At 60.6% G+C, this 24,343-nt stretch carries 19 protein-coding genes; all 19 read left to right on the forward strand.

From position 1 onward, the window contains the following. Window positions 1-170 precede the first annotated feature (170 nt). Window positions 171-2,906 carry a valine--tRNA ligase gene (locus HMPREF2857_RS08580; RefSeq protein ID WP_070643650.1) on the forward strand — a complete coding sequence of 912 codons (2,736 nt, stop codon included), beginning with the start codon at window positions 171-173 and terminating at the stop codon, window positions 2,904-2,906. Window positions 2,907-3,115: 209 nt separating this feature from the next. Then, window positions 3,116-4,621, forward strand: coding sequence for a bifunctional tetrahydrofolate synthase/dihydrofolate synthase (locus HMPREF2857_RS08585; RefSeq protein ID WP_246819681.1), 1,506 nt, complete (start codon window positions 3,116-3,118; stop codon window positions 4,619-4,621). Next, window positions 4,618-5,133, forward strand: a complete 516-nt coding sequence (locus HMPREF2857_RS08590; RefSeq protein ID WP_070643656.1) for a DUF4233 domain-containing protein — start codon at window positions 4,618-4,620, stop codon at window positions 5,131-5,133. Before HMPREF2857_RS08585 ends, HMPREF2857_RS08590 begins: the two co-directional genes overlap by 4 nt. Before the next feature lie 84 nt (window positions 5,134-5,217). Further along, window positions 5,218-5,628 carry a nucleoside-diphosphate kinase gene (gene ndk / locus HMPREF2857_RS08595; protein ID WP_038629458.1) on the forward strand — a complete coding sequence of 137 codons (411 nt, stop codon included), beginning with the start codon at window positions 5,218-5,220 and terminating at the stop codon, window positions 5,626-5,628. A 572-nt stretch (window positions 5,629-6,200) separates the two neighbouring features. Continuing rightward, entirely contained in the window at window positions 6,201-10,256 is a 4,056-nt protein-coding gene (locus HMPREF2857_RS08600) for a translation initiation factor IF-2 N-terminal domain-containing protein (protein ID WP_070643659.1), read from the forward strand. 383 nt (window positions 10,257-10,639) lie between these two features. After that, window positions 10,640-10,948, forward strand: a complete 309-nt coding sequence (gene rplU / locus HMPREF2857_RS08605; RefSeq protein WP_005511541.1) for a 50S ribosomal protein L21 — start codon at window positions 10,640-10,642, stop codon at window positions 10,946-10,948. Window positions 10,949-10,988: 40 nt separating this feature from the next. Beyond that, on the forward strand, window positions 10,989-11,246 hold the full coding sequence (rpmA, locus tag HMPREF2857_RS08610) for a 50S ribosomal protein L27 (protein ID WP_005511518.1): 258 nt from the start codon (window positions 10,989-10,991) through the stop codon (window positions 11,244-11,246). 257 nt (window positions 11,247-11,503) lie between these two features. Continuing rightward, window positions 11,504-13,021 (forward strand): GTPase ObgE, encoded by a 1,518-nt coding sequence (gene obgE / locus HMPREF2857_RS08615; RefSeq protein WP_070643662.1) that lies wholly within the window; start codon window positions 11,504-11,506, stop codon window positions 13,019-13,021. Between the two features lie 98 nt (window positions 13,022-13,119). Then, window positions 13,120-14,469, forward strand: a complete 1,350-nt coding sequence (gene proB, locus HMPREF2857_RS08620; RefSeq protein ID WP_070643665.1) for a glutamate 5-kinase — start codon at window positions 13,120-13,122, stop codon at window positions 14,467-14,469. 174 nt (window positions 14,470-14,643) lie between these two features. Next, the gene (locus HMPREF2857_RS08625; RefSeq protein WP_016422315.1) at window positions 14,644-15,357 is read left to right on the forward strand and encodes a class E sortase; all 714 of its coding nucleotides are present in this window, start codon (window positions 14,644-14,646) and stop codon (window positions 15,355-15,357) included. Beyond that, complete coding sequence (locus HMPREF2857_RS11205) at window positions 15,358-15,510, forward strand: hypothetical protein (protein WP_016422316.1); 153 nt, start codon at window positions 15,358-15,360, stop codon at window positions 15,508-15,510. 14 nt (window positions 15,511-15,524) lie between these two features. Further along, on the forward strand, window positions 15,525-16,868 hold the full coding sequence (locus HMPREF2857_RS08630; RefSeq protein ID WP_224783791.1) for a glutamate-5-semialdehyde dehydrogenase: 1,344 nt from the start codon (window positions 15,525-15,527) through the stop codon (window positions 16,866-16,868). Window positions 16,869-16,889: 21 nt separating this feature from the next. Then, window positions 16,890-17,660, forward strand: coding sequence for a nicotinate-nucleotide adenylyltransferase (nadD, locus tag HMPREF2857_RS08635; protein ID WP_070643668.1), 771 nt, complete (start codon window positions 16,890-16,892; stop codon window positions 17,658-17,660). 88 nt (window positions 17,661-17,748) lie between these two features. Then, window positions 17,749-18,207, forward strand: coding sequence for a ribosome silencing factor (rsfS, locus tag HMPREF2857_RS08640; RefSeq protein WP_070643670.1), 459 nt, complete (start codon window positions 17,749-17,751; stop codon window positions 18,205-18,207). Between the two features lie 2 nt (window positions 18,208-18,209). Next, complete coding sequence (locus HMPREF2857_RS08645; RefSeq protein WP_070643673.1) at window positions 18,210-18,917, forward strand: histidine phosphatase family protein; 708 nt, start codon at window positions 18,210-18,212, stop codon at window positions 18,915-18,917. Next, window positions 18,907-20,250, forward strand: a complete 1,344-nt coding sequence (locus tag HMPREF2857_RS08650; protein WP_070643676.1) for a DegV family protein — start codon at window positions 18,907-18,909, stop codon at window positions 20,248-20,250. The genes HMPREF2857_RS08645 and HMPREF2857_RS08650 overlap by 11 nt, the downstream gene beginning before the upstream one ends. 126 nt (window positions 20,251-20,376) lie before the next feature. Beyond that, window positions 20,377-21,147 (forward strand): ComEA family DNA-binding protein, encoded by a 771-nt coding sequence (locus HMPREF2857_RS08655; protein WP_246819673.1) that lies wholly within the window; start codon window positions 20,377-20,379, stop codon window positions 21,145-21,147. Further along, a complete protein-coding gene (locus HMPREF2857_RS08660) occupies window positions 21,131-23,107 on the forward strand; it encodes a ComEC/Rec2 family competence protein (RefSeq protein WP_070643681.1) in 1,977 nt (658 codons plus the stop codon). Before HMPREF2857_RS08655 ends, HMPREF2857_RS08660 begins: the two co-directional genes overlap by 17 nt. After that, window positions 23,104-24,162, forward strand: coding sequence for a DNA polymerase III subunit delta (holA, locus tag HMPREF2857_RS08665; RefSeq protein WP_005511539.1), 1,059 nt, complete (start codon window positions 23,104-23,106; stop codon window positions 24,160-24,162). The genes HMPREF2857_RS08660 and holA overlap by 4 nt, the downstream gene beginning before the upstream one ends. Window positions 24,163-24,343: the final 181 nt, after the last annotated feature.

Below are 24,343 nucleotides of genomic sequence, written 5' to 3' on the forward strand. Positions count from 1 at the left end.
TCACAAGAGAGCGCTTTTATTTTGCGCGGTAATCACGGTTTGGTTCGGAGCGAGAGTAAGGCTTGAATTAGGCGGTGTATAAGTCGCCGATAGCAGATATGGGTGGGGCGCAAGGGCCGTCGTAAAGCCCCTGGGAAACCAAATCCGGGCAAGGCGCTAAGATGTGACGCGTGACTGAGAACAACGTGGACCTAAACAGAGCAGATAAGTTGCCCAAGTCGTGGAACCCGGCTGACGTGGAGTCGGACCTGTACCAGGGCTGGGTAGACGCTGGTTATTTCAAGGCTGACCCGTCTAGCTCCAAGCCGGCTTACTCTATTGTGCTGCCCCCGCCGAATGTGACGGGTCAGCTGCACATGGGCCACGCACTGGACCACACTTTGATGGATGCGCTGGTGCGCCGTAAGCGCATGCAGGGCTACGAGGTGCTGTGGCTGCCGGGTATGGACCACGCGGGTATCGCAACTCAGACCAAGGTCGAGGCGATGCTGAAGGAGTCCGAAGGTAAGGACCGCTTCGATTACGGCCGCGAGGAATTCGTGGAGAAGGTCTGGGAGTGGAAGCACGATTACGGCGGACGTATCGGCAACCAGATGCGCCAGATTGGTGACTCCCTGGATTGGTCTCGTGAGCGCTTCACTCTGGACGAGGGGCTGTCCCGTGCGGTTCAGACGATTTTTAAGGAACTGTTTGACCGCGGCCTGATTTACCGCGCCAAGCGCATGGTCAACTGGTCGCCAGTGCTGCAGACTGCAATCTCGGATATTGAGGTCAAGTACGAGGACGCTGAAGGCGAGCTCGTGTCCTTCCGCTACGGCGATGGGGAAGACTCCATTGTTGTGGCGACGACTCGTGTGGAGACGATGCTGGGTGACGTGGCAATTGCCGTGCACCCGGAGGATGAGCGCTACACGCACCTGGTGGGCAAGGTTCTGGACCACCCGTTCCGCGAGGACCTGAAGATTCAGGTCATCGCCGATGACTACGTGGACCGCGAGTTCGGTACCGGCGCGGTGAAGATCACGCCGGCGCACGATCCGAATGACTTCGCCATGGGCCAGCGCCACGACCTGGATATGCCGGAGGTCATCGACACCACTGGCCGTATCTTCAACACTGGCACGCGTTTCGACGGCATGGATCGCGCAGAAGCCCGTACTGCGCTGACGGAGGCGCTGCGTGAGCAGGGGCGCATCGTCAAGGAGATTCGCCCGTACGTTCACTCGGTCGGTCACTCGGAACGCTCGGGTGAGCCGATTGAGCCGCTGCTGAGCTTGCAGTGGTTCGTTAAGGTCGATGAGCTGGCCAAGATGTCTGGCGATGCTGTTCGCGAGGGCGACACGGTTATTCACCCGGCTTCGCAGGAACCGCGCTGGTTCGACTGGGTCGATGACATGCACGACTGGTGTATCTCCCGCCAGCTGTGGTGGGGCCACCGCATCCCGATCTGGTACGGCCCGAATGGCGAGGTCGTCTGTGTCGGCCCGGATGATGAGGTCCCGACGGGCGAGGGCTGGACGCAGGATCCGGACGTGCTGGATACCTGGTTCTCGTCTGCGCTGTGGCCGTTTTCCACGATGGGTTGGCCGGAAGCCACCCCAGAGCTGGAGAAGTTCTACCCGACATCCGTACTGGTTACCGGCTATGACATTCTGTTCTTCTGGGTCGCGCGCATGATGATGTTCTCGACCTTTGCTGCCACCCTGGCTGATTCACCGCTGGGTAAGGGGTGCGACGGTCGTCCGCAGGTGCCGTTTAAGGATGTCTTCCTGCACGGTCTGGTCCGCGATGAGCAGGGTCGCAAGATGTCGAAGTCCCTCGGCAATGGCATTGACCCGCTGGACTGGGTCCGTGACTACGGTGCGGACGCACTTCGCTTCACGCTGGCGCGTGGCGCTAACCCGGGCTCTGACCTGCCGGTCGGTAATGACGCCGCTCAGAGCTCCCGTAACTTCGCCACCAAGCTGTTCAACGCCACCCGCTTTGCGCTGATGAACGGGGCCCACGTGGGCGAGCTGCCGGACCGCGACCAGCTCACCGACACCGACCGCTGGATCCTGGACCGCCTGGAACAGGTCCGCGCCGAGGTTGACGCTGCGCTGGATAAGTACGAGTTCTCCAAGGCCAACGAGGCCCTCTACCACTTCGCATGGGACGAGGTCTGTGACTGGTACCTGGAGATGACCAAGGTTGACTTCCCGCGCCTGAACGACGGCGAAACCATGACCGAGGAGCAGGCCGCCCGCGCCGCCTCCACGCGTCTGGTTCTCGGCCGCGTGCTGGATACGCTGCTGCGTCTGCTGCACCCGTCCATGCCGTTCGTCACGGAGACGCTGTGGAAGGCGCTTACCGACGGCGCGGAGGGCTTCGAGGACTCTCTGGTTATTTCCGCCTGGCCGGATGCCACCATGACCACCGACGGCGCTGCTGTCGACGAGGTTGCCGCACGTCGTATTGCCGATGCCCAGAAGTTGGTCACCGAGCTGCGTCGTTTCCGCAATGACCAGGGTGTGAAGCCGTCGCAGCGCGTGCCGGCACGCATGAACCTGGCGGATGCTGATCTGGCTGCTCAGGAAGAGATGATTCGTTCGCTGGCTCGTGCTGAGGCACCGGAGGATGGATTCACCGCTACCGCTTCCATTGAGGTGCGCCTGTCTCAGGCCACGGTTCTGATCGAGCTGGATACCTCCGGCACCGTCGACGTGGCCGCTGAACGCAAGCGCCTGGAAAAAGACCTGGCCAAGGCCGAGAAGGAACTGGCCGGCACCGAAAAGAAGCTCGGCAACGAGGCCTTCCTGTCCAAGGCTCCGGAGCAGGTCGTGGAGAAGATTAAGACTCGCCACCAGTTCGCACTGGAGGAGATTGACCGTATTAAGGCTCGTTTGGAGGGACTTCCGCAGGCATGACCGATCCACGGGATGCTGAACCACGTGATGAGGCCGCAGGCGAGATTCGTTTGAATCTTGGCGGCGGCGACGATTCGGTGACGCAGGAAGAGTCTGCGCTGCGAGAGGAGTCCACTGCAGCGCCTGAGTTCGAATTCGATCCGGCTGACTCCCAGATCGTCGAGGACCTCGAACCTCGCGAAATCGCCGGTGTGATGGCTGATGACCGCATGCCCGATGACATGCGCCTCGGTGAGGTCTCCGTGTCCGAGGAAGGCCTGAGCCTGCCGGTGGATGTGGATCGCCCAGTCAACGAGCCGGCTCCGCTGGAGGCCACCGCAGAGGAGCTGCGCGAACTTGCAGAGGTGGAAGCCGAGCTGGATCAGCGCTGGCCGGAGACCAAGATTGACCCGTCGCTCGAGCGAATCGAGATGCTGATGGACATCCTTGGCCATCCCGAGCGTGCCACTCCGGTCATTCACGTTGCCGGCACGAATGGCAAGACTTCCACTGTGCGCATGATTGAGTCGCTGGTGCGTGCTCTCGGTCGTCGCACCGGCCGCACCACCAGTCCGCATCTGCAGTTGGTTACCGAGCGCATCGCCATCGATGGCCAGCCCATTCATCCACGCGATTACGTGCGCATCTGGCGCGAGATTCAGCCCTACGTGGAAATGGTTGACGCCAAGTCCGCCGAAAAGGGCGGCCCGCAGATGAGTAAGTTCGAGGTTCTCACGGCCATGGCCTACGCTGCCTTCGCCGACGCTCCTGTTGATGTCGCCGTGGTGGAAGTCGGCATGGGCGGCACATGGGATGCGACCAACGTGGTGGAGGCCGACGTGGCAGTCATCTGCCCAATTGGTCTCGATCACACGGAGTACCTCGGCGATACCCTGGCTGAAATCGCTGCTGAGAAGGCCGGCATCATCAAGTCGCGGTGGAATAAGGACGACTTGCTCACGCCACCGGACAATGTCGCCATTGTCGGCGAGCAGGAACCGGAAGCAATGGACGTCGTTTTGCGCCGTGCCGTGGAAATGGATGCCTCCGTCGCCCGCGCTGGAGTTGAGTACGGCGTCGTCAGTCATCAGCTGGCGGTCGGCGGGCAGAACCTGACGCTCAAGGGCCTGGCCGGCGAGTATGACGACATCCATCTGCCGCTGCACGGTCCGCATCAGGCCCGTAACGCAGCCACAGCACTGGCTGCGGTGGAGGCGTTCTTCGGCGCAGGTCCGGGGCGTCCGCTCAACACTGATGCGGTTCGCGAAGGCTTTGCGACGGTCGCATCGCCCGGCCGCCTGGAGCGCGTGCGCTCGACCCCGACGGTGTTCATCGATGCCGCCCACAATCCGCACGGTGCCCGTGCGCTACGCACGGCCCTCTCCGCTGAGTTCGACTTCCGCCGTGTCATCGGTGTGCTGTCGGTGCTGGGGGAGAAGGATGCTCGTGGGCTGCTGGTGGAGCTGGAGCCTTACTTCGAAGAAGTGGTTATTACCCAGAACACCTCGCCGCGTGCGCTGCACTACGACGACCTGGCTGACCTCGCGGAGGAGATTTTCGGCGAGGAGCGCGTGCATCGCGTTTCAACTCTGCCGTCCGCCGTTGAGCTGGCTGTCGCGCTGGCTGAGGAAACCGACACCGGAGACGGTATTGTCTCTGGTTCCGGTGTGATCGTCACTGGATCTGTTGTCACCGCGGGCGAGGCCCGGACACTATTTGGAAAGGACCCGCAATGAGCGAATCTCAGGCGAGCCAGTCACAGGGCAACGGCGCGGAGGATTACACCGCTGCCGACCGCGAGGCCCTGCGCGCTTACCGCGAGGGGCGTGACCTGAGTGAGGGCGGCAAGTATGGCCCGCTCGGTGCGGGACACGATCCGGCTAAGGACCCGCTGAAGGGTCTGCGTGGTGTTATGTCCGGCACGCTGATTATGCAGGCTATCTCGGTGCTGCTTGGTCTGACTGTGGTCACGCGCATTCCCGACGGCCAGATTAACCAGACCTTCTCGGTTACGTACATCACCATCCTGGGCCTGGCTCTGATTGCGATGGCCTTCCTGCAGAAGCAGCCCTGGGCTCTGAAGGCCAACATTGTGCTGCAGGTCTTTGGTGTGCTGGCTATCTTCACGCACGTGTCTATGGGCGTGGTGGGTATCTTCTTCGCACTAGTGTGGGCCTACATTCTGCACCTGCGGAAGAACCTCATCCAGCGTATGGAGCGCGGTCTGTTGACCACCCAGCACTCGTAAGTCTCCCGCGCTCGTAGTCGCGACTTTCACCCCGCTGCACCACCACTCCGGTGCAGCGGGGTTTGTCATAGTATGATGCTCACCATGACTGAACGTACTCTTATTCTGATCAAGCCGGACGGCGTTTCCCGCGGTCTGGTCGGCGAAGTTATCTCCCGCATCGAGCGCAAGGGCCTGAAGCTGGTCGCGCTTGACCTCCGTGTTGCTGACGAGGCAACTGCGAAGGAGCACTACGCAGAGCACGTCGATAAGCCGTTCTTTGGTGAGCTGGTTGATTTCATCACCTCTGCACCGCTGGTCGCTGGTGTTATCGAGGGCCCGAACGCAATCGCTGCTTGGCGTCAGCTCGCTGGCGGCACCAACCCGGTTGAGGCCGCAACCCCGGGCTCCATCCGCGGTGACTTCGCACTTGAGGTTGCTAACAACGTTGTTCACGGTTCCGATTCTCCGGAGTCCGCTGAGCGCGAGATTGGTATTTGGTTCCCGAACCTCTAAACGTTGACGGTTCAGCATTGACCCGTGAGCGTTGAACTGGCGCCGAACTGAGCAAGCAAATTGTTTGCCGGTTCGGCGCTTTTTGCTTGTCGACGACCGTGGGGCGGCCCTTCAGCGGGCTGCACGTGGGAATGCGGGCACGGGCTGCAAATGTGAAACTGTAGGAGTTTATGACACTTTCCGGCAATTTTTCAGGCCATTTCTGTCATAAACGCAGTCAGTAACTCGGATTGGCCCGCCGCCGCCAATGTCGGTGCGCGCCACCTGCTCGATATGTGCGACAATGGACAGCAGCAGTAGTGCCCGGGAGTTCGCTCCGGTGGATGAAACATTCCGCATGTGATCGCTGAATCCCTGAGTCAGCCGGAAGGCCTGCCAATAAGACTTTCATAATTGTTCATCGTTTTCGGCCCTCTATCTGCGCATATGGTGCAAATGAAGTGGCTGTCGCAACATCGTTGCTCCGCCCGGTTTCCAAGGCCACAACGGATGTAGGCGCACATGGAATGACAAAGAGTGTGCTTCCTGTTGTCGGGTTTTGCGTGGTGGGGTGTCAAGGAGAAACAAATACAGTGGCAAATTTCAGCCAGGATGTTGTCGCTAAGGCACGCGAATTTGATCGTGAGTCAGCGGCTCTGAAAACCCGAGTCCACCACCTGGCCAAGAGCTTGGGGTTGACCTCGAAGGAAACCATCGAAGCACTGGGGCACGCGGGGATCGTCGTAAAGTCCGCTGCGTCCACCATTAATCAAAATCAGCTCGACGCAGTGCTGAATTTCATCGGCGATCATCCAGAGGATGCCTCGCTTGACGACGGATCCGCTGCGACCAAGCCAACCGGCGAAAAGCCAGCCGCGAAGGAAAAACAGTCGGCAGGTAAGCCGAACGCGGCAGATGAGAAGTCGGACGAGCAAACTGCAGCTAAGTCCGAGAAGAAGCCAGCTGCGAAGAAGAGCAGCAAGAAGTCGGCTGCGAAGAAGGCCACAAAGAAGGCTGCGTCGAAGGCAGAAAAAAAGACCGACCAGAAGGCAGCTCAGAGCGAAGCTAAGTCGGATGCAGCGCCTGCCGAGGAAGCGACCGAGAAGAAGGACACCAAGAAGGCCTCTGCTAAGAAATCCTCGGCAAAGCAGAGCGAAAAGAAGCAGACTGAAGAGAAGCAGAGCACGACTAAGAAGCGAGCAACGCGTAAGCGGGCTGTGAAGAAGACCGCTGGAGCTCCGGAAGAAACCGTAGCGAAGGACGAGCAGAAGGACTCGAACTCGGTCGTCGAGGAAGCTGTTGAGGCTGTAGTTCAGTCGTCGTCGAAGAAGGCTGCAGATAAGAATGCTGCCGACACCGTAGCCGAGACCGCTGAGAAAACCTCCGCTGAGGAAGCTTCCGCCGAAGCACCTGCTGCAAAGAGCGCTGCAGTGACCACACGTCGTGGTCGCCGAGTTCGCCGTGCGGTCCGCACGACCAGCGCTCCAGCAGCAGAGGAAATTCAGGAAGCGCAAGAGCCGCAGAAAACGCAAGAGCCGCAGGATACGCAGGCAACTCAGAGCGAAGCCCTGCAGGACATCGAGCCGCCGGTAGTTCCGGAGCCGCCGGTTGCGGAAGAGCAGACCGCGTTTGCGCCTATCTTCCTGGCGCCGCAGGCTGTCCCGGCTACGGCCAAGAATTCGGCCACCGAGGATGCAGCTTCAGCTGACAACGGGGCCTCCAACCAGGGCACCGATGACAACGCGGGGGAGGGGCAGGACGGCTCGTCGTCAAGCGAAACGGAGCGTCAGCCGCGCCCGCGTCGTCGCCGTCGTGGACGTGGGCGTCGTAATGATGACGCGCAACAGGCGGAGAAGACCACCGAAAACACAGAGCGCGAGGAAGAGGACACCCGCGAAGAGGTCGAGGAACCGCAGGCGATTAAGGGATCGACTCGCCTGGAGGCGCAGCGACGTCGCCGTATCGAGCGTCGTGAGGAATCGCGCAAGCGCCACGTAATCTCGGAGGCGGAATTCCTGGCTCGTCGTGAGTCGGTGGAGCGCACGATGGTGGTGCGTGAGCGCAAGCGCCATGACCACGCGGGCATTGTCACTGAGGTGGGTGTGTTGGAAGACGACCTGCTGGTCGAGCACTTCGTTACCTCTGACACGCAGACCACGCAGATCGGCAATATCTATCTCGGTCGCGTGCAGAACGTCCTGCCCAGCATGGAAGCGGCGTTCATCGATATCGGAACCGACCGCAACGGTGTCATTTACGTAGGTGACCTGAACTGGAAGCTGCTGGGCACGAAGTCGCGTTCGCGCAAGATTGAACATGCGCTGAAGGCCGGCGACCAGATTCTGGTCCAGGTGTCCAAGGACCCGATTGGTCACAAGGGTGCGCGTCTGACCACCCACATTTCGATGGCTGGTCGATTCCTGGTGTACGTGCCGGGCGGCCGTAGCGCGGGTATTTCCCGCAAGCTGCCGGAGCCGGAGCGCAAGCGCCTGAAGTCGATTCTGAGCGAGGTTACGCCGGAGGGCTCGGGCACGATTATCCGTACCGCAGCCGAGGGTGTGTCCAAGGAGGCCATCGAGGCCGACATCAAGCGCTTGGAGACGCAGTGGCAGGAGATCTGGGAAGCCTCCGAGGCGGCGAAGGCCAAGCGCGGAGCAAAGCCGATTGCGCTGTACGAAGAGCCGGACATGCTGGTCAAGGTCGTCCGCGACGTCTTCAACGAGGATTTCTCGCGCCTCGTGGTGGAGGGCGATCGCCCGTGGAACACAGTGACGGACTACATCGGCGACCTGGCACCGGAGCTGGAGCCGCGACTGCAGCGCTACTTCGCCAAGGAGCACGGCGGCGCCGATGTCTTCGAGCACTTCCGCATCGATGAGCAGCTGGCCAAGGCGCTCGACCGCAAGGTCTGGCTGCCTTCGGGCGGCACGCTGGTCATCGACCGCACCGAGGCCATGACGGTCATCGACGTCAACACCGGTAAGTTCACCGGCGCTGGCGGAAACCTGGAAGAGACGGTCACTCGCAACAACCTGGAGGCCGCTGAGGAAATCGTCCGCCAGATGCGTCTGCGGGATCTGGGCGGCATGATTGTCGTCGACTTCATCGACATGGTGCTGCCGGAAAACCAAGATTTGGTGCTGCGCCGTCTGAAGGAGGCTCTCGGCCGCGACCGCTCGCGTCACGAGGTCTCCGAGGTCACCTCGCTCGGCCTCGTCCAGATGACTCGCAAGCGTCTGGGCACAGGCCTGCTGGAGACCTTCTCCACGCCGTGTAGCTGCTGCAATGGCCGCGGTCTGATTATCCACATCGATCCGGTTGAGCAGGACAATCAGGGCCGTGGCCACAAGAATGGCCGTCGCAACGACGAGCAGGACAAGTCCAAGCGCCGCAACAAGTCGCGCTCGGAGCACAATCCGGCCAACCACCCGGCCGCGCTGGCCATGCACCGCGATCAGGGCGACCAGGCAGGCTCTTCCAAGGCAACGCGTGACGACGACGCGGAGACCAACCAGCGCGACAAAGACGCAGCCGACAAGCGTGTCGCAGCTGCTGTCGAAGCTGTCATTGTCTCTTCTGAGAACGATGAGCCGAAGCCGCCGCGTCGTCGCCGGGTTCGTAAGAGCCAGGGCCGAAACGATGAGCAGCGACAGAACGGCCGTGGCCGTCAGGAGCGCCGCGAGCGTACTGAGCAATCGGAGAACTCCAATGACCTAGCTGCTCTGGCTGCCGCAGCTGTTGCGGAAGCCCGTGAGAAGGACCCAGAGGAGCCGTCGGATGACCGTTACATGCCGCAGGAGGGGCAGCGCCGCCGCCGTCGGGCTACGCGTCGCAGGGTAGCGGAGCATGTTGCCGTTGATTCGGCTGCACGCGACGCTGATGACCGCGACGAAGAATATGGTGATCGTCGCAAGCGTTCGGAGCGCCCGACCCGTGCTGAGCGTGCCGAGCGCACCGATAACGGTGGCTCCGGTGGAGGCCGTGGCGAGGCTGAACGCTCCAGCAGCGCTAGCGCTCGACGTCGCCGTCGTCGCGCTGTGCGTCGTAGTGCTGTGGATGAAACCACTGCGCCTCAGGCTGAGTCTCAGGCAGCTTCCACCACAGATGTGAGGGAGCCAGCCAAGGATGGCAAGAGCGGCAACGCTAACAAGACCGGTAAGGCTGTGGCCGAGGAGTCCCAGACCTATGAGGAGGCGAAGGAGGCGTTCGAGCGTTCTCCACGCCGTCGTCGTCCGACGCGCGGTAACTCCCGCTCGGATCGCGCACCGCGTCGCGAGGACTTCGAGTCCACTAAGCCAAAGGCGGACGCTGAAGGCAGCAAGGGTGGAGATCGTGCGAAAGACAACCGCGATGACGGTAACCGCAGCGCCAACCGCAGTGGCGGTAGCCGTCGCTCGGGCAAGTCGCGGGTTGAAGTGGTAGCGGTTCAGGGCACGGGAGCTCGCCGTAATCGCCGTCGGGCGGTGCGCAGGGTCTCGTCGCAAAGCGATGCCGGAGCGACTGCGCCGAAGCAGCGACAGAGCGCTTCCAACCGCACTACTAAGCCAGAGCGGAAGCAGGCTAATCGCGGTGGCTCGGTGCCGGAGACGCAATCGGCTAATCGTCGCCGCCGCGTGCGTCGTGCGGTGCGCCGAAGCGGTCAGAAATAGGTATCAAAAATCTGGGATAAGGCCAGATAGGGGGCTACTTTCCACTTCCTGAAGCAGGGAGTGGAAAGTGGCTTCGGAAACTGCCCGAGAAGACCGTGAAAACCGATGGGGGACAGGGTCTTACTTGGGCAGTTTGTAATTTAGGGGGATTTTTCGCTACTCTTGACCAGTCGCTGATTAGTAGGCGTATCTGGTCATGCCCACTGGTGCTTGAGGCGCTGGTGGTAAGGAAACGACCAGAGCGGGGAAATCTACTCGGATTTGGCTTTCGGGTATGCCCCTGAAGTGTTCTGCACACGCAACTAATCGCAATTCCATTGTCCAGTCAAGGAATTACAAAGATTCCTTGAGTCGAGTTTCTCAGATAAAGGGGTAGCCCTCCTATGTACGCGATCGTCAAGACCGGCGGCAAGCAGTACAAGGTTGCCGAAGGTGACCTCGTCAAGGTCGAGAAGATCGAGGGTGAGCCGGGTTCGTCCGTGGCTCTCACCCCGGTTCTGCTCGTCGATGGCGCAGATGTCATTGCGGATGCCGACAAGCTTGCCAACGTTACCGTTAACGCAGAGATCGTCGAGGCCGCTAAGGGCCCGAAGATCCGCGGCATGCACTACAAGAACAAGACTGGCTACAAGCGCCGCTACGGCCACCGTCAGCCGCTCACTGTTCTGAAGATCACCGGCGTCTCCAAGTAAACCGCCGAAATTTTTAATAGCTTTTCCCTAGGAGAAAATCATGGCTCACAAGAAAGGTGCGTCCAGCACCGCTAACGGCCGCGACTCCGAAGCTAAGCGCCTCGGCGTGAAGCGCTTCGGCGGCCAGCAGGTTAAGGCAGGCGAGATTCTCGTTCGTCAGCGCGGTACCTCGTTCCACCCGGGTGAGAACGTTGGCCGTGGCGGCGACGACACTCTCTTCGCTCTGAAGGCAGGCGCAGTCGAGTTCGGTACCCGCCGCAACCGCCGCATTGTCAGCATCGTTGAGAATAACTCCTAAGAACAACCCTCGGTTGTCCACATAGGATTACTGCAACGTTGAATTTGAGGCAGGTTTAACTGCCTTGCAAAAGAGCCGATTCCTTTCCCACTGCGAAAGGTAATCGGCTCTTTTTTTGTTTATGTACTGTTTCGCGCCGTTAGGTTGCGAGGCAGCGTTTTGTTACCGCCTAGACTTCTGCCCGTCGGCTCGCTTAAATTAGGGCATTACTCCAGGCACTAGATGATGGCTCTCCGCTCGGAAGTGTGTGTGATTTTATGTCTCGTTTTGTAGATCGTGTCGTACTGCATTTGCAGGCCGGCGACGGTGGGCACGGCTGTAACTCGGTGCTGCGTGAAAAGTTCAAGCCACTCGGCGGTCCCGACGGCGGTAACGGTGGCCACGGTGGCGACATTGTGCTTGTGGTAGACCCCCAGATTCACACTCTGATGGACTTTCACTTTCACCCCCATATCAAGGCTGCCAACGGTAAGCCGGGCGCGGGCGATCACCGCAACGGCGCTCGTGGTGAGGATCTGGTTCTCGGAGTGCCGGAGGGCACGGTTGTGATGACCGAGGATGGGGAAGTGCTGGCGGACATGACCGGTAAGGGCGCCCGCTTCATTGCCGCTGAGGGCGGTTACGGTGGCCTGGGCAACGCAGCGCTGGCGAACAAGAACCGCCGTGCGCCGGGCTTCGCTCTCCTCGGTGAGCCGGGTGAGGCCAAGGACCTTGTCTTGGAGCTCAAATCCATGGCAGACGTTGGACTGGTGGGCTTCCCGTCAGCCGGAAAGTCGTCGCTGGTCAGCACCTTGAGCGCTGCTAAGCCGAAGATTGGTGACTACCCATTTACTACGCTGCAGCCGAACCTGGGTGTAGTCAACGTTGGCTACGAGTCCTTCACCATCGCAGATGTGCCGGGTCTTATCCCGGGGGCTTCTGAAGGCCGTGGTCTCGGGTTGGATTTCCTGCGTCACATTGAGCGCTGCGCTGTGCTGGTGCATGTGGTTGACGCTGCTGCGCTGGAGGGGGACCGCGATCCGGTTTCTGACATCCAGGCGTTGGAGGCGGAACTCGCCAACTACCAGTCGGTGCTGAAGGCCGACGTGGGGCTTGGGGATCTCGCAGAGCGTCCGCGCGTCATCGTGCTGAACAAGATTGACCTGCCCGACGCTCGCGAAATGATTGACATGCAGCGCGAGGAGCTAGAGAAGTTCGGCTGGCCAATTTATGAGATCTCCACGGTGACGCACGAGGGGCTCAAAGAGCTGACCTACGGCCTGAAGGATCAGATTGCCGCCTACCGCAAGGCGCATCCGTTGCCAACAGAACAGGAGCCCCGTGCGGTCATCCGCCCGGAAGGTGTGCGTGGCAAGAAGCGCGAAGGCGCGGAGGACTTCACCATCGAGCGCGATTCGAATACCCCAGATGGGTTCATTGTGCGTGGCCGTAAGCCGGAGCGCTGGATTAACCAGACGGACTTCGAAAACGATGAGGCAGTCGGCTACTTAGCTGACCGCCTGGCCAAGCTTGGCGTCGAAGATGCCCTGGCAAAGGCTGGGGCAAAGGTTGGCTGCCCGGTGACGATTTCCTATCTCACCTTCGAGTGGTACCCGCAGCAGGTCGCGGGCACCGATGACTTCGTGCCGAGTGGCCGTGGTACCGACGATCGTCTCTACGTCAACGAGCGCACTAGCGCCGAGCAGCGTAAGCGTGCATCGCAGGCCCGCCGTGGTCTGATTGACGAGTACGATTTCGGGGATGGCGAAGAGGCTATTCGCGACCGGTACTCATAGGCGCTGGCGCCAGCGTCGTCGGCAAGCGAAGACTTCAAACTTGCATTTTGCCATTGATTGTTTAAACAATTATATGGTCAGAATTAAATGAGACCGTCATGTTTTCCATTAGTGAAATGAGTGAGTCAGTTATCCCTTCCGACACCGTTGCCAACGATGTTGACGTCACTGGAGCAGATGCATTAGATGCCCCGGTAGCTACCGCGCCGAAGTCTGAATCGGACGCGCCGATTTCCCGTGAGGAGGTCGACGAGCTGCTTCACGACAATCCCGAGTCCACCGTCGCTGAGATTGAAAAGGCGACTGAGAATTTATCTCCGGGAACCAAGGGTGGTTTCGATTCAGAGACTCGTGAGGCAATTCGGACCGCGAAGCGTGTCGTGGTGAAGATTGGTTCTTCCTCGTTGACCGGACCCGACGGTCGTACCGATCCCGAGCGCATCGACTTCATCGCCGATGCCCTGGAAAAGCGTATGGGCATTAGCGATGTCATCGTTGTGTCCTCCGGCGCGGTGGCATCTGGAATGGGGCCGCTGGGACTGACTTCCCGTCCCTCTGATTTGGCGACCAAGCAGGCGGCTGCAGCTGTGGGGCAGGTGCGCCTGGCACAGGAGTGGGGACGCTCCTTCCTGCGCTATGGTCGCACTTCTGCACAGGTGCTTTTGACCTCGGACGATGCGGGTGTGCGTTCGCGTGCCCGCAACGCCCAGCGCACTATCGATCGCCTGCGCCAGCTGGGCGCGGTGCCAATCGTCAACGAAAATGACACGGTCGCGACCTCGGAGTTCCGCTTCGGCGACAACGACCGCCTCGCCGCGCTGGTCAGTCACCTGGCGTACTGCGATGCACTGATTCTGCTTTCCGACGTCGACGGCCTCTACGACCGCAACCCGGCCGATCCAGGTGCAACCTTTGTGCCAGAGGTGCGCAGCGGTAACGACTTGCGTGGTGTTATCGCCGGTGACGGTGGGGCATTGGGCACCGGTGGAATGGCCTCGAAGGTGTCTGCCGCACGCCTGGCTTCGCGTGCTGGGGTGCCGGTGCTGCTGACTTCGGCGTCCAACATTGAGCGAGCACTGGACCAGGCAGATGTGGGAACCGCTTTCGCCGCGAAGGACAACCGCTTGAGCGCCTGGAAGTTCTGGATGCTCTACGCAGCGGATAGCTCGGGCCTGCTTCGCCTGGATGCCGGCGCGGTCGACGCTGTGACCCGCATGCGCAAGTCGCTGCTCCCGGTCGGTATCACCTCGGTTGACGGTGAGTTCTCCGCTGGTGACATCGTCGACCTGATTGGCCCGAGCGGTGAGGTCATCGGCCGCGGCGAGGTCAACTATGACTCTGAAGAACTGCTGGGCATGATCGGCTACCACACCGAGGAATTGCCGAATGACATGCAGAAGCCTGTCGTCCATGCCGACTACCTGTCGGATTTCGCCTCCCGCGCTTAGGAGAGCGTTGCGCTGAGAGCTGCAGCGCTTAAAGACGCGCACCTGGGCGCGCCCGGACAGAGGTGCCTCGGCAAAGACCGGCTGAGTGGGGACTAGCTGAGTGCGGACTGGCTGGGGGAGGAGTGCCTGAGCGCGGACTGCCTGGATGAGGAACTTTCGGGCATAATCCTAAGTGTGTTATCGAAAATTATTGGCGTCATCGGCGAGTTGCTCTTGACCGCTGGAGTGATGGTGGCGCTCTTCGCCTTTTATCTGCTGTACTGGTCTGGTCTTGAAACCGGGAAAGCTCAGCAGCAGGCTCGTGATGAGCTGCAGCAGGCATGGTCCGCACCGGCATCGGCCTCAGCTCAGGCGCCAGAAGGCACGGAGCCAGCTGTTGAGGGCTCTTGGGTGCCTGGCTCTGCGGTGGCGATGATTTCCGCTCCAAAGGCCGGTTTTAGCGATTTGGTCGTATTCGAAGGTGTCTCTCAGGAAGTTTTGCGCGGTGGCCCCGGCCATTATCCGAGCACAGCCCTTCCGGGGCAGGTGGGCAACAGTTCTTATGCCGCCCATCGTGACGGCCACGGAGCTCCCTTTGACAACATTGACCGCCTGCAGACGTGCGATGACATCACTGTAGAGACGCGTGATGCTATTTACCGCTACAAGGTATTACCGGTCGACGGTATGGCTGGCGCAGGGGAAAGCTTCGACTGCGTGCCAGAAGGAACTAACGTCCCCGAGATTCCCGGCCAGCACATTGTCACTCCAGACCGCGCCGATGTCCTCAATCCGGTCGGTAACGCGACTCTACTTACGCTGACTACCTGCCATCCGCAGTGGGACAACACTCATCGGCTCATTATTCACGCGGTTCTCGCCGGTGTTGAGACCAAGGAGGTCAACTAGATGTACGCAGCTTTTTGGCGATCCCTGCCGGGTCCGTGGTGGGTGAAAGCGATCATCACCATCGTGATTGCCGTCATCGTGTTCCTGCTGTTGATGAATTACATCTTTCCTTGGGTTGCTGAGCTAATTCCCTCAAATGATGTCTCACTCTAGTTATGCTGGTAGGCATGACTGCTCAAACGAACGAAACTGCTAACACCAATCAACAGGGCATTGCCGAGGATTCGGCTCTTAGTCCGGAGCGTGCTGCTGAGCGCGCCGAGGTTTTAGATAAGGCACAGCGTGCCAAGGCTGTCGCGGGAGAGCTGGCTCGCTTTACGTCGGCACGCAAGAACGAGCTCCTGCTGGCCGCAGCAGATGCGCTGGTCGCCCGTACTGAAGAGATTCTGGTAGCCAACGCCAAGGACATCGAGGCCGGTAAGGCCCGTGGTTTTAGTGACTCCCTGCTGGATCGCCTGCGTCTTGACGCCGATCGTGTTGAGGGTATTGCCGGTGGGTTGCGCCAGGTTGCGGCCCTGCCGGATCCGGTAGGCGAGGTGCTGCGGGGCAGCACTCTTCCTAACGGCATTAAGCTTTCCCAGGTCAGCGTTCCGCTGGGCGTGATGGGCATGGTCTACGAGGCTCGCCCGAACGTTACTGTCGATGCCTTTGGTCTGGCGCTGAAGTCGGGCAACGTGGCCTTGCTGCGCGGCTCCAAGTCGGCCGTCCACTCCAACACGCAGCTGGTCGCGGTTTTGCGTGAGGTGCTGGCCAACCACGATGCACCGGAGGACCTTGTTCAGCTGCTGCCGTGTGAGACCCACGATTCCGTGCAAGATCTCATCACTGCCCGCGGCCTGGTTGACGTAGTGATTCCGCGCGGCGGTGCCGGTCTGATTGAGGCCGTCGTGACGAAGGCAACGGTGCCGACCATTGAGACCGGTACCGGTAACTGCCACATCTACATCGATGCTTCCGCCGATATCGACGAGGCGATTGCGCTGATGATTAACGGCAAGACCCGCCGTCCGAGCGTCTGTAACGCCACTGAAACGGTTCTCATTGACTCGGCGCTGTCCGCGCAGGATCAGGTCCGCATTTTGGACGCGCTTGCCGACGCTGGCGTTGCGGTCCACGGCGATGTCGATAATCTGGCGGCCTCTGGGTGGACTGGTGAGGTCATTCCTGCGACGGCGGAAGACTGGTCGGATGAGTACCTCTCGCTAGACATTGCAGCGCGCATCGTCGACGGTGTGGTGGCCGCGACGGATCACATCACTGAGTACTCCTCGGGTCACACGGAGGCTATCTCTGCACGTGACTGGGGCGTGTGCCAGGAGTTCGTCGACCGTGTCGATGCTGCTGCCGTTAGCGTCAATGCCTCCACTGCGTTCACCGATGGTGAGCAGTACGGTTTCGGCGCAGAGATTGGTATTTCCACTCAGAAGCTGCATGCCCGTGGGCCCATGGGGCTGCCGGAGCTGACCAGCAGCAAGTGGGTTCTGGCCGGTCGTGGACAGACTCGTCCGTAGCGCCCAGGTAAAGTGCCAGTCATGATTAAGCGCAAGAAAAGTGTGCGGTCACGAGTACACGCCGCGTTGACAGCGAAGTCGGCGGAAGCGCCCCGGCAGCGCATTGGCGTAATGGGTGGCACTTTTGATCCCATCCACAATGGTCACCTGGTTGCCGCGAGCGAGGTGACAGACCGTTTTGACCTTGACTTTGTGCTTTTCGTGCCCACGGGTGAACCGTGGCAAAAGCGCGGCCGGAAGGTCTCTCACAGCGAAGACCGTTACCTGATGACGGTCATTGCCACCGCGTCGAACCCACAGTTTTCGGTCTCGCGGGTTGATATTGACCGTCCGGGTGCGACTTATACCGTCGATACGCTGCGGGATTTGAAGGTCATATATCCCAACGCGGATCTGTTCTTCATTACCGGTGCCGATGCGCTGCAGAAGATTATGACGTGGCGGGACTGGGAGGAGATGTTCGACGCAGCAACGTTCGTCGGTGTCACTCGCCCAGGAGTTCACCTGCGTGCAGAGGATCTGAAAGGAATCGACGCCTCGCGGTTGCACCTGATCGAAATTCCCGCGATGGCTATTTCTTCCACCGACTGTCGAAAGCGTGCGGAGGCAGGACGCCCTGTTTGGTACTTGGTGCCGGATGGGGTGGTGCAGTACATCGCTAAGCGTGGTCTGTACCAGTCTGCTGAGGGCACGGTTGGTTCTGTGGGGCCCGCATCGGTGAACTCGACCTCCGAGGACGCGGCGCCGGTGGATGCGGCGCCGGTGGATGCGAAGTCCGATACCGCGGACTGAAAGTTAGCAAAATCCCGCTGAGACGGTAAGTTACAAGTACAAACGCTGTTTTTCACGACTTTTAAATCACAAGGAGCTGAAGTCTTTCGTGACTGCACAACCACGCGCCATTGAGCTGGCGACCGCCGCGGCGAAGGCCGCCGATAGCAAAAAGGGTGAGGACGTCGTTGTTCTCGACGTCTCTGGCCCGGTGGTGATTACGGACGCATTCGTCCTGGTCAGTGCTGACAATGAGCGTCTGGTTGCCGCAATCGTCGACGAAATTGAGGACGATCTGCGTGACCTCGGCGCAAAGCCGGTTCGCCGCGAAGGTGTCCGTGAGGGACGTTGGGCGCTGCTGGATTACGGCGACATTGTCGTGCATGTCTTCCGCAGTGAAGAACGCGACTTCTACGGCCTGGATCGACTGTGGCGCGATTGCCCGCGCATCGAGGTCGAGGGCATCGAGCAGCCGACCAACGAGGACGGCGAAGATTCCGCCCGCAATGCTCGTTCCATCGACGAGATTCCGCTGGCTGCCGAAAACCCGGACACGGACGAGTTTTAATTGTGGCGGGCTCACGCGAGGCACATGTTGCCGCTCGACGTCGCCTGATTATGCTGCGGCACGGGCAGACATCGTATAACGCTACCGGCCGCATTCAGGGACAGCTGGACACGCAGCTTTCCGACGTTGGTCGCGAGCAAGCCCGTACTGCGGCGCAGTACCTGGCGGAGGCTGAACCGCGAATCACAAAAATCGTGTCCTCTGACCTGACCCGGGCAGCCGACACCGCCCGTGCGCTAGCTGAGGCCACCGGTGCAGAGTTGAGTTTTGATAAGCGCCTGCGTGAGACCAACCTCGGTGAATGGCAAGAGCGCACCTACGACGAGATTGACTCCGCGTTTCCCGGGATGCGTGATCACTGGCGCCATAATCTCAACTGGGCGCCCAAGGGCGGCGAGACCCGTTTTGAGGTTTCCAACCGAATGCTGGCGGTCATTGCTGAGCTAACGGCCAACCCCGATTGGGAGTCGGATACCTTTGTGCTCGTATCCCACGGTGGTGCCATTGCTGCCGCTACCGCAGCCCTGCTGCAGATGCCGCGCGACTACTTCAGCACGTTCAACGGCCTGGGCAACACTGCGTGGGTCGAAATGGAGCAGCGCACGCGCGTCAATGGTGAGACCTCGTGGTACCTCAATGCTTTTAATGCGAAGGTCCGTGAGCGGGAGCCGCAGGTTTCTGACTTTTCAGGAGGCCGCCATGCCCGGTGACGGTCGCGTTCGCATTGTTGTCGATGACACCGCGTGCCTGATGCCTGAGGTTGCCCGCAAGCTCGACATCACCGTGGTTCCCATCGGCCATGACATCAATGAAGACGCCGTCACTACGTCGGCAGTCAGTCCACTGAAGCTGTGCGCCGCATATGCGCGTGCGCTGGAATGTTCCAACAAGGATGGTTCTGACGCTGGCGTTGTCGCCCTGCATCTTGGCAAGGGAATGTCCGCGACCTGGTCTAACGCTGTCACCGCTGCTGGTGCGCTGGACCGTGTGACGGTCATCGATACCGACACCGTCGGAGCTGGAGTCGGTGCCGCTGCCATCGCGGCAGCCAAGGCCGCGAGGGCCGGGGCCAGTCGTGATGAGGTTGCCGACGTCGCCCGTGATGTGCTGCAGCGCTATCGACTCTGGTTGTTCGTACCAAAGCTTGATTCGCTGCGCCGTGGCGGTCGCATCTCCGCAGGCCAAGCGATGCTCTCCACAGCCCTCGCGATCAAGCCCATCGTCGGTATTAAAGATGGCTCACTAGCGCTGGTCGCCAAGTGCCGGACAGAGGCGAAGGTCAAGCAGCGCATGGTGGATTTCGCCACGAAGATGGTGCGGTCCGCGTCATCGGCGAACCGTCCGCCTGCGGTATTGCTGCATCATTCCGATGCGCTTGACGACGTTCACGAGCTCCAGGCCATGCTTGCCGAAGAGCTAGCCGACGATACCCGGTTTAGAATCCTGGATTTGCCGGAGTCTCTTACCGCTCATGTCGGGCAGGGAGCCTATGCAGTTGGCATGGTCTCCGGTGGCTCGATTGATTCGAATGCCATGGATTTTGAAACAGAGATGGGCGTGACAGCGCTGCTCCACAGTGTGGAGGAGAGTGACGCGCCTGCTGTTGATGCTGTGGCTGCAGACGCGGTAGACGACGATTCCGGGAACATAGACAATTCCGGTGACTCTGCTGACACGGACGGTTCGGCTGAAAACGCTGGCACCACAGACCCAGGTGAGCCGATCACCGATCAGGCTGCGGTGAAGGTAGTTGAGAATCCGGCTGCCAGTCGCAACCGCAGTAAACGAATCCATCGCACAGTAGTGACTAATGAACAGGGAATTCCGCTTTTCACCACGGCGGTTTCTAAATTGCCAACGTGGAGTGAGAATCGCCAAGCAGCTCTGGATAAAGCTGAGCGTCTGGCGAAGGCTATCTCTGATTTGGCGCTGCGCGATAAGTCCGATCCCGAGGGAGCTGTATTTGGCACCGAAGGGGAGAAATCGCGGGAGTCGTCGTCAAGCAACAAGCGTGATGATGACGGCGACGAGAAGAAGAAGTAGTTGCTGAACTGCGAAGATGATGTGGCCTGTGGATAACCCCCACAGGCCAATTTTTATCCACAGATGGCGCCTCGATGAGTGCTTTCGTCGAGGTGGCATGTGGGGCGGGGCGCTAGTGTGCGCATCGTGACGAATTTGCGGAATCGGCTGGCGGACTATCTGGAACCGATTGATCAAGACAAGCGCATGGCGGTGGACTTTTCCACGCGCCGGGCGGTGGTGACGCCGCGGGTGGCGATGGCTGCGTGCATTGTGATTGCGGTGTTGGCCTTGGGAGTAATCGCTGCGGTGGTGTGGCCGTCGACGCCGCAGGTGGAGATGCCTGCGGTGCAGGACGCGGCTGTCGCGGGGACGACACCGGAGACGACCGAAAACCCAGCGGAGACGCCAGCCGGTGCGGGAAAGGAGACTAACGCTCAGGCACAGATGGGGCCGTTGATTGTGTCGGTGGTGGGATTGGTTGTGAATCCAGGCGTGGTGGAGGTGCCAGTGGGTGCGCGGGTGGTGGAGGCAATTGAGCGTGCGGGTGGGCTTTTGCCGGAGGCTAATCCTGCCAGCGTGAACCTGGCGGCACCGTTGGTTGATGGTCAACAGATTGTGGTCGGGACAGAGGCGCTGCCAGCAGGAACGGCGGAGGGTGGTTCCGATGTTTCTGGCGGTTCTGGCGCCGGTGCTGCAGGCGGGGCTGGCCCGGGTGACTCTGACGGAAAGATCAACATCAACACCGCCACTGCTACGCAGCTGGAGGAACTGCCCGGGATTGGACCCGCAACAGCGACCAAAATCATTGACTTTCGTGAAAAGAACGGGCCTTTTGCGAGTATCGACGCACTTGAGGAGGTTCCGGGAATCGGCCCGGCGAAGGTAGAGGCTCTGCGCGATGCCGCCACCGTCTGACCTGCGCGCTCGTGCTGGGCTCGATGTGCGGCTAGTGCCAGCAGCGGTGTTGGCGTGGGCGACTGCGGTGGCAGTGATCATGCGCCCAGAATGGGCGATAGTTGTGGCACCGTGCGCGATCGTGACTGCGGTGGTGTTGCCGTGGGCGTGGCAGCGTTGGTCGTGGCGATGGGGAAGAGGTGCGGTGACCTCCTGCTGGCGAGCAATCGCCACTATCGTGGTGCCAGCTGTGGCGGTGGCCAGTGTTGCGGTGGCCACGCGAATCCGCATAGCGCAAGCCCGAGCCCACGAGCTCTATGACGACATTGGCGGGATGTCGAAAGTGCAATTGCGCCTCGTCACCGAGCCGAAAGCTACCGAGTTCGGGGCCAGCGCGAAGGCCCGCATCGAGGGCCTTCCGGGGCAGGTGTCGGTTTTCGGAGACGAGTCACTGTTGGCGGTCACGAGAGACGCCGTAGTTGAATCCACAGCCGGTATACGTGTGGCCAGCAAACCCTGCATTAGTGGTATCCAGCTGAATCTGCGTGGCGATGTTGAGGTCATCGCGCCACCGCAGGGGCTGGCAGCTCAGGTGCGCCAGCAGCTCTTTGACTCGGCGCAGAATCTTCCCGTTGGTCCCGACCGCCTGATTCCCGCCATGGCCATCGGCGATGAGCGCGGCTTTAGCCTCAACGACGGCGACATGATGACTGCCTCTGGGCTTTCACATCTATCAGCAGTCTCTGGAGCGAACGTTGCGCTTGTTATCGGGGCTGTTGTAGCCGTGTTTTCGTGGGCTGGACCGCGGGTGCGCGTCGCAGTCGCCGCGCTTGCCCTGTATGGCTTTGTGGCAATTGTGGGTACAGAACCGTCAGTGCTACGCGCGGTGGTCACCGGCTGCATTGGGCTGTTGGCGATTCTTGTAGGACGAGCTGGCCAGGCCATCGCGGCGCTGTCGGCTGGCATTATTGGGTTGATTCTCCTGGCTCCAGACCTATCGGTATCAGTGGGCTTCGCCCTCTCGGTCGCAGCCACCGCCGGGTTAGTCCTTCTTGCCGAGCCCCTTGCCAGACGCCTGTCCGCCACCACCGTTATGGGTACCTGGCCCGCCCCAGTAGTCCGCGCCGTCGCCGTATCGATTGCCGCACACGTGGTCACCATGCCCGTGTTGGCGCTCCTTATCGGCGAAATTAGTCACGTCTCACTGCTCGCCAATCTCCTCGCCGCGCCCGCCGTCGCACCGGTTACTATCGCTGGTTCGCTCGCTGCCGTTGCCGCCGCACTGCATCTCAATTGGCTGGTCAGTGCGCTGCTCTGGTGCGCCGCGCCGTGCGCATGGTGGATTCATCAGGTCGCACGCCTCGCTGCGGGAATCGTCGCGCCCGCCACTGGGACGGTCACGTTGGTCATCTCCTGCACGCTCACGTTCGCATGCTTGACGGCGCTCTGGGCGTGGCCCCGTCTTGCGCTCCGCGCTGGTTGCTTCGCAGTGGTACTTGCCGTCTGTAGTTACGCGGTTATTTGGGTGTTCGGGCTGGACATTGCGCGTGCCCCACAGGGGTGGAAGGTTGCGGCCTGTGCGGAGAAGAACCAGGTTGTTCTCATTCACGCGGAGGCTGTCGGAGAACCCGCCAACCATGTGGCATCGGTTGGTTACCCTGCACCGACCTCGCTCAGCCGGCAGTGCCGAATTGCACTCGGACTCACCGAGGAAGAGGCGGGGTACGTCCAGGTGCTCGATGACACCACCAATAACCCCACGACAGAAACCGTGGCGGTGGAGTCCCCGTCGTACATCGCTGAATCCGTGAGCGGCCAACCGTCCCAATCAGGCCGCTCACCCCAGTGGTTTATCGCTCGCGAGTGTGGTCCGCGCGTGCGAGAAACCGTAATGACACCCGAGCAGATTCCTGTGGTGTGCCCGCAGCGAGATGGGCCGCAAGCCCTGTATTCCAATGGTGAAGTCTGGCGAGGAAGGTGAAATCCGGGCTGTCCCGTAGGCTAGAAACAACAGTCGCAGGAATTAACGCGGAAAAGAGGTCGGGATTGAGCGCCGTCGCACCCGTGAATTTGATTGTGGGCAAAGAGGAGCTGCTGAAAGACCGCGCCCGCCTCGCCATTGTCGCTGCCGTCCGCGCGCAGGCAGCAACGGAGTCCGATCCGGGTGGACGCTCGGTGCCTGTGACCACCATCCGCGCAGGGGACATGACCACTGTCGATGCCGTGGAGCTCTTCAGCCCTTCGTTGTTTGGAGATGACCGGATCGTGGTTGTCACCGACTGCCAAGACGCCGGCAAAGAGCCTGCCAAGCTGTTGATGGATTCGGTTAAGGATCCCGCGCCGGGCATCACGTTGATTCTCCTTCACAGCGGTGAGGGGCGTCAGAAAAAGATGGTCGCTGACCTGCGCAAGTTGGGGGTCCGCTTTTTCGAAGCTCAACCGCTCAAGCGAAACGACTTGCCCGGTTTTGTTGGCGAAGAGTTCGCCTCACACGGGGTTAAGGTGCGTCGCGACGTCATCGATACCGTCCTGGATGCGGTCGGTTCAGACCTCCGCGAGCTGGCCACCGCCATTTCCCAGCTGTGTGCGGATACCGCGGGCAAGGTCACCTCGGAAGCAGTGCGCACCTACTACGGTGCTTCGGCGGAGGTTTCGGGCTTTGAGATTGCCGAGCTCGCACTGCGCGGCCGGGGTGGGGAAGCGTTGGCCAAGATGCGCCGTGCCTTGCAGCTGGGCATGGCACCGGCACTGCTGTCGGCTGCAATCACGGGAATGGTTGGTGATGTAGCTCGGCTCCACGGTGCACGTGGTGTCAATGCGCGTAGAGATGCCCACCGCTATGGCATGCCGCCGTGGAAGTTGGAGAAAACTCAGCGGTTGGCATCTGCCTGGTCAACCCCGGCGGTTGCTCGCGCTGTGGTTGTCGCGGCACAGCTGGATGCAGACACCAAGGGAGCCTCATCGACGCCGGAACTATCGCTGGAACAGTCGGTGCTTCGTATCGCGGAGCTGGCCCATTCGTCCCATCGGCGTTAAAATTTACGGGCTGCAAATGTGAAACTGTGTGAGTTTATGACACTTTCAAGCCATTTTTCAGGCCATTTTTGTCATAAACGTAGTCAGTAACTCGCATCGCCCCACCGCCGCCAGCCATAAACGCAGCCACTAACTCGCGTTGGGGTTAAATAATAAAAACCGCCTCCCGCCACATCCGAAA

Origin of the sequence: Corynebacterium sp. HMSC076C10 (assembly GCF_001812455.1) — a bacterium.
In the GTDB taxonomy this organism is placed as follows: Bacteria; Actinomycetota; Actinomycetes; order Mycobacteriales; family Mycobacteriaceae; genus Corynebacterium; species Corynebacterium jeikeium_D.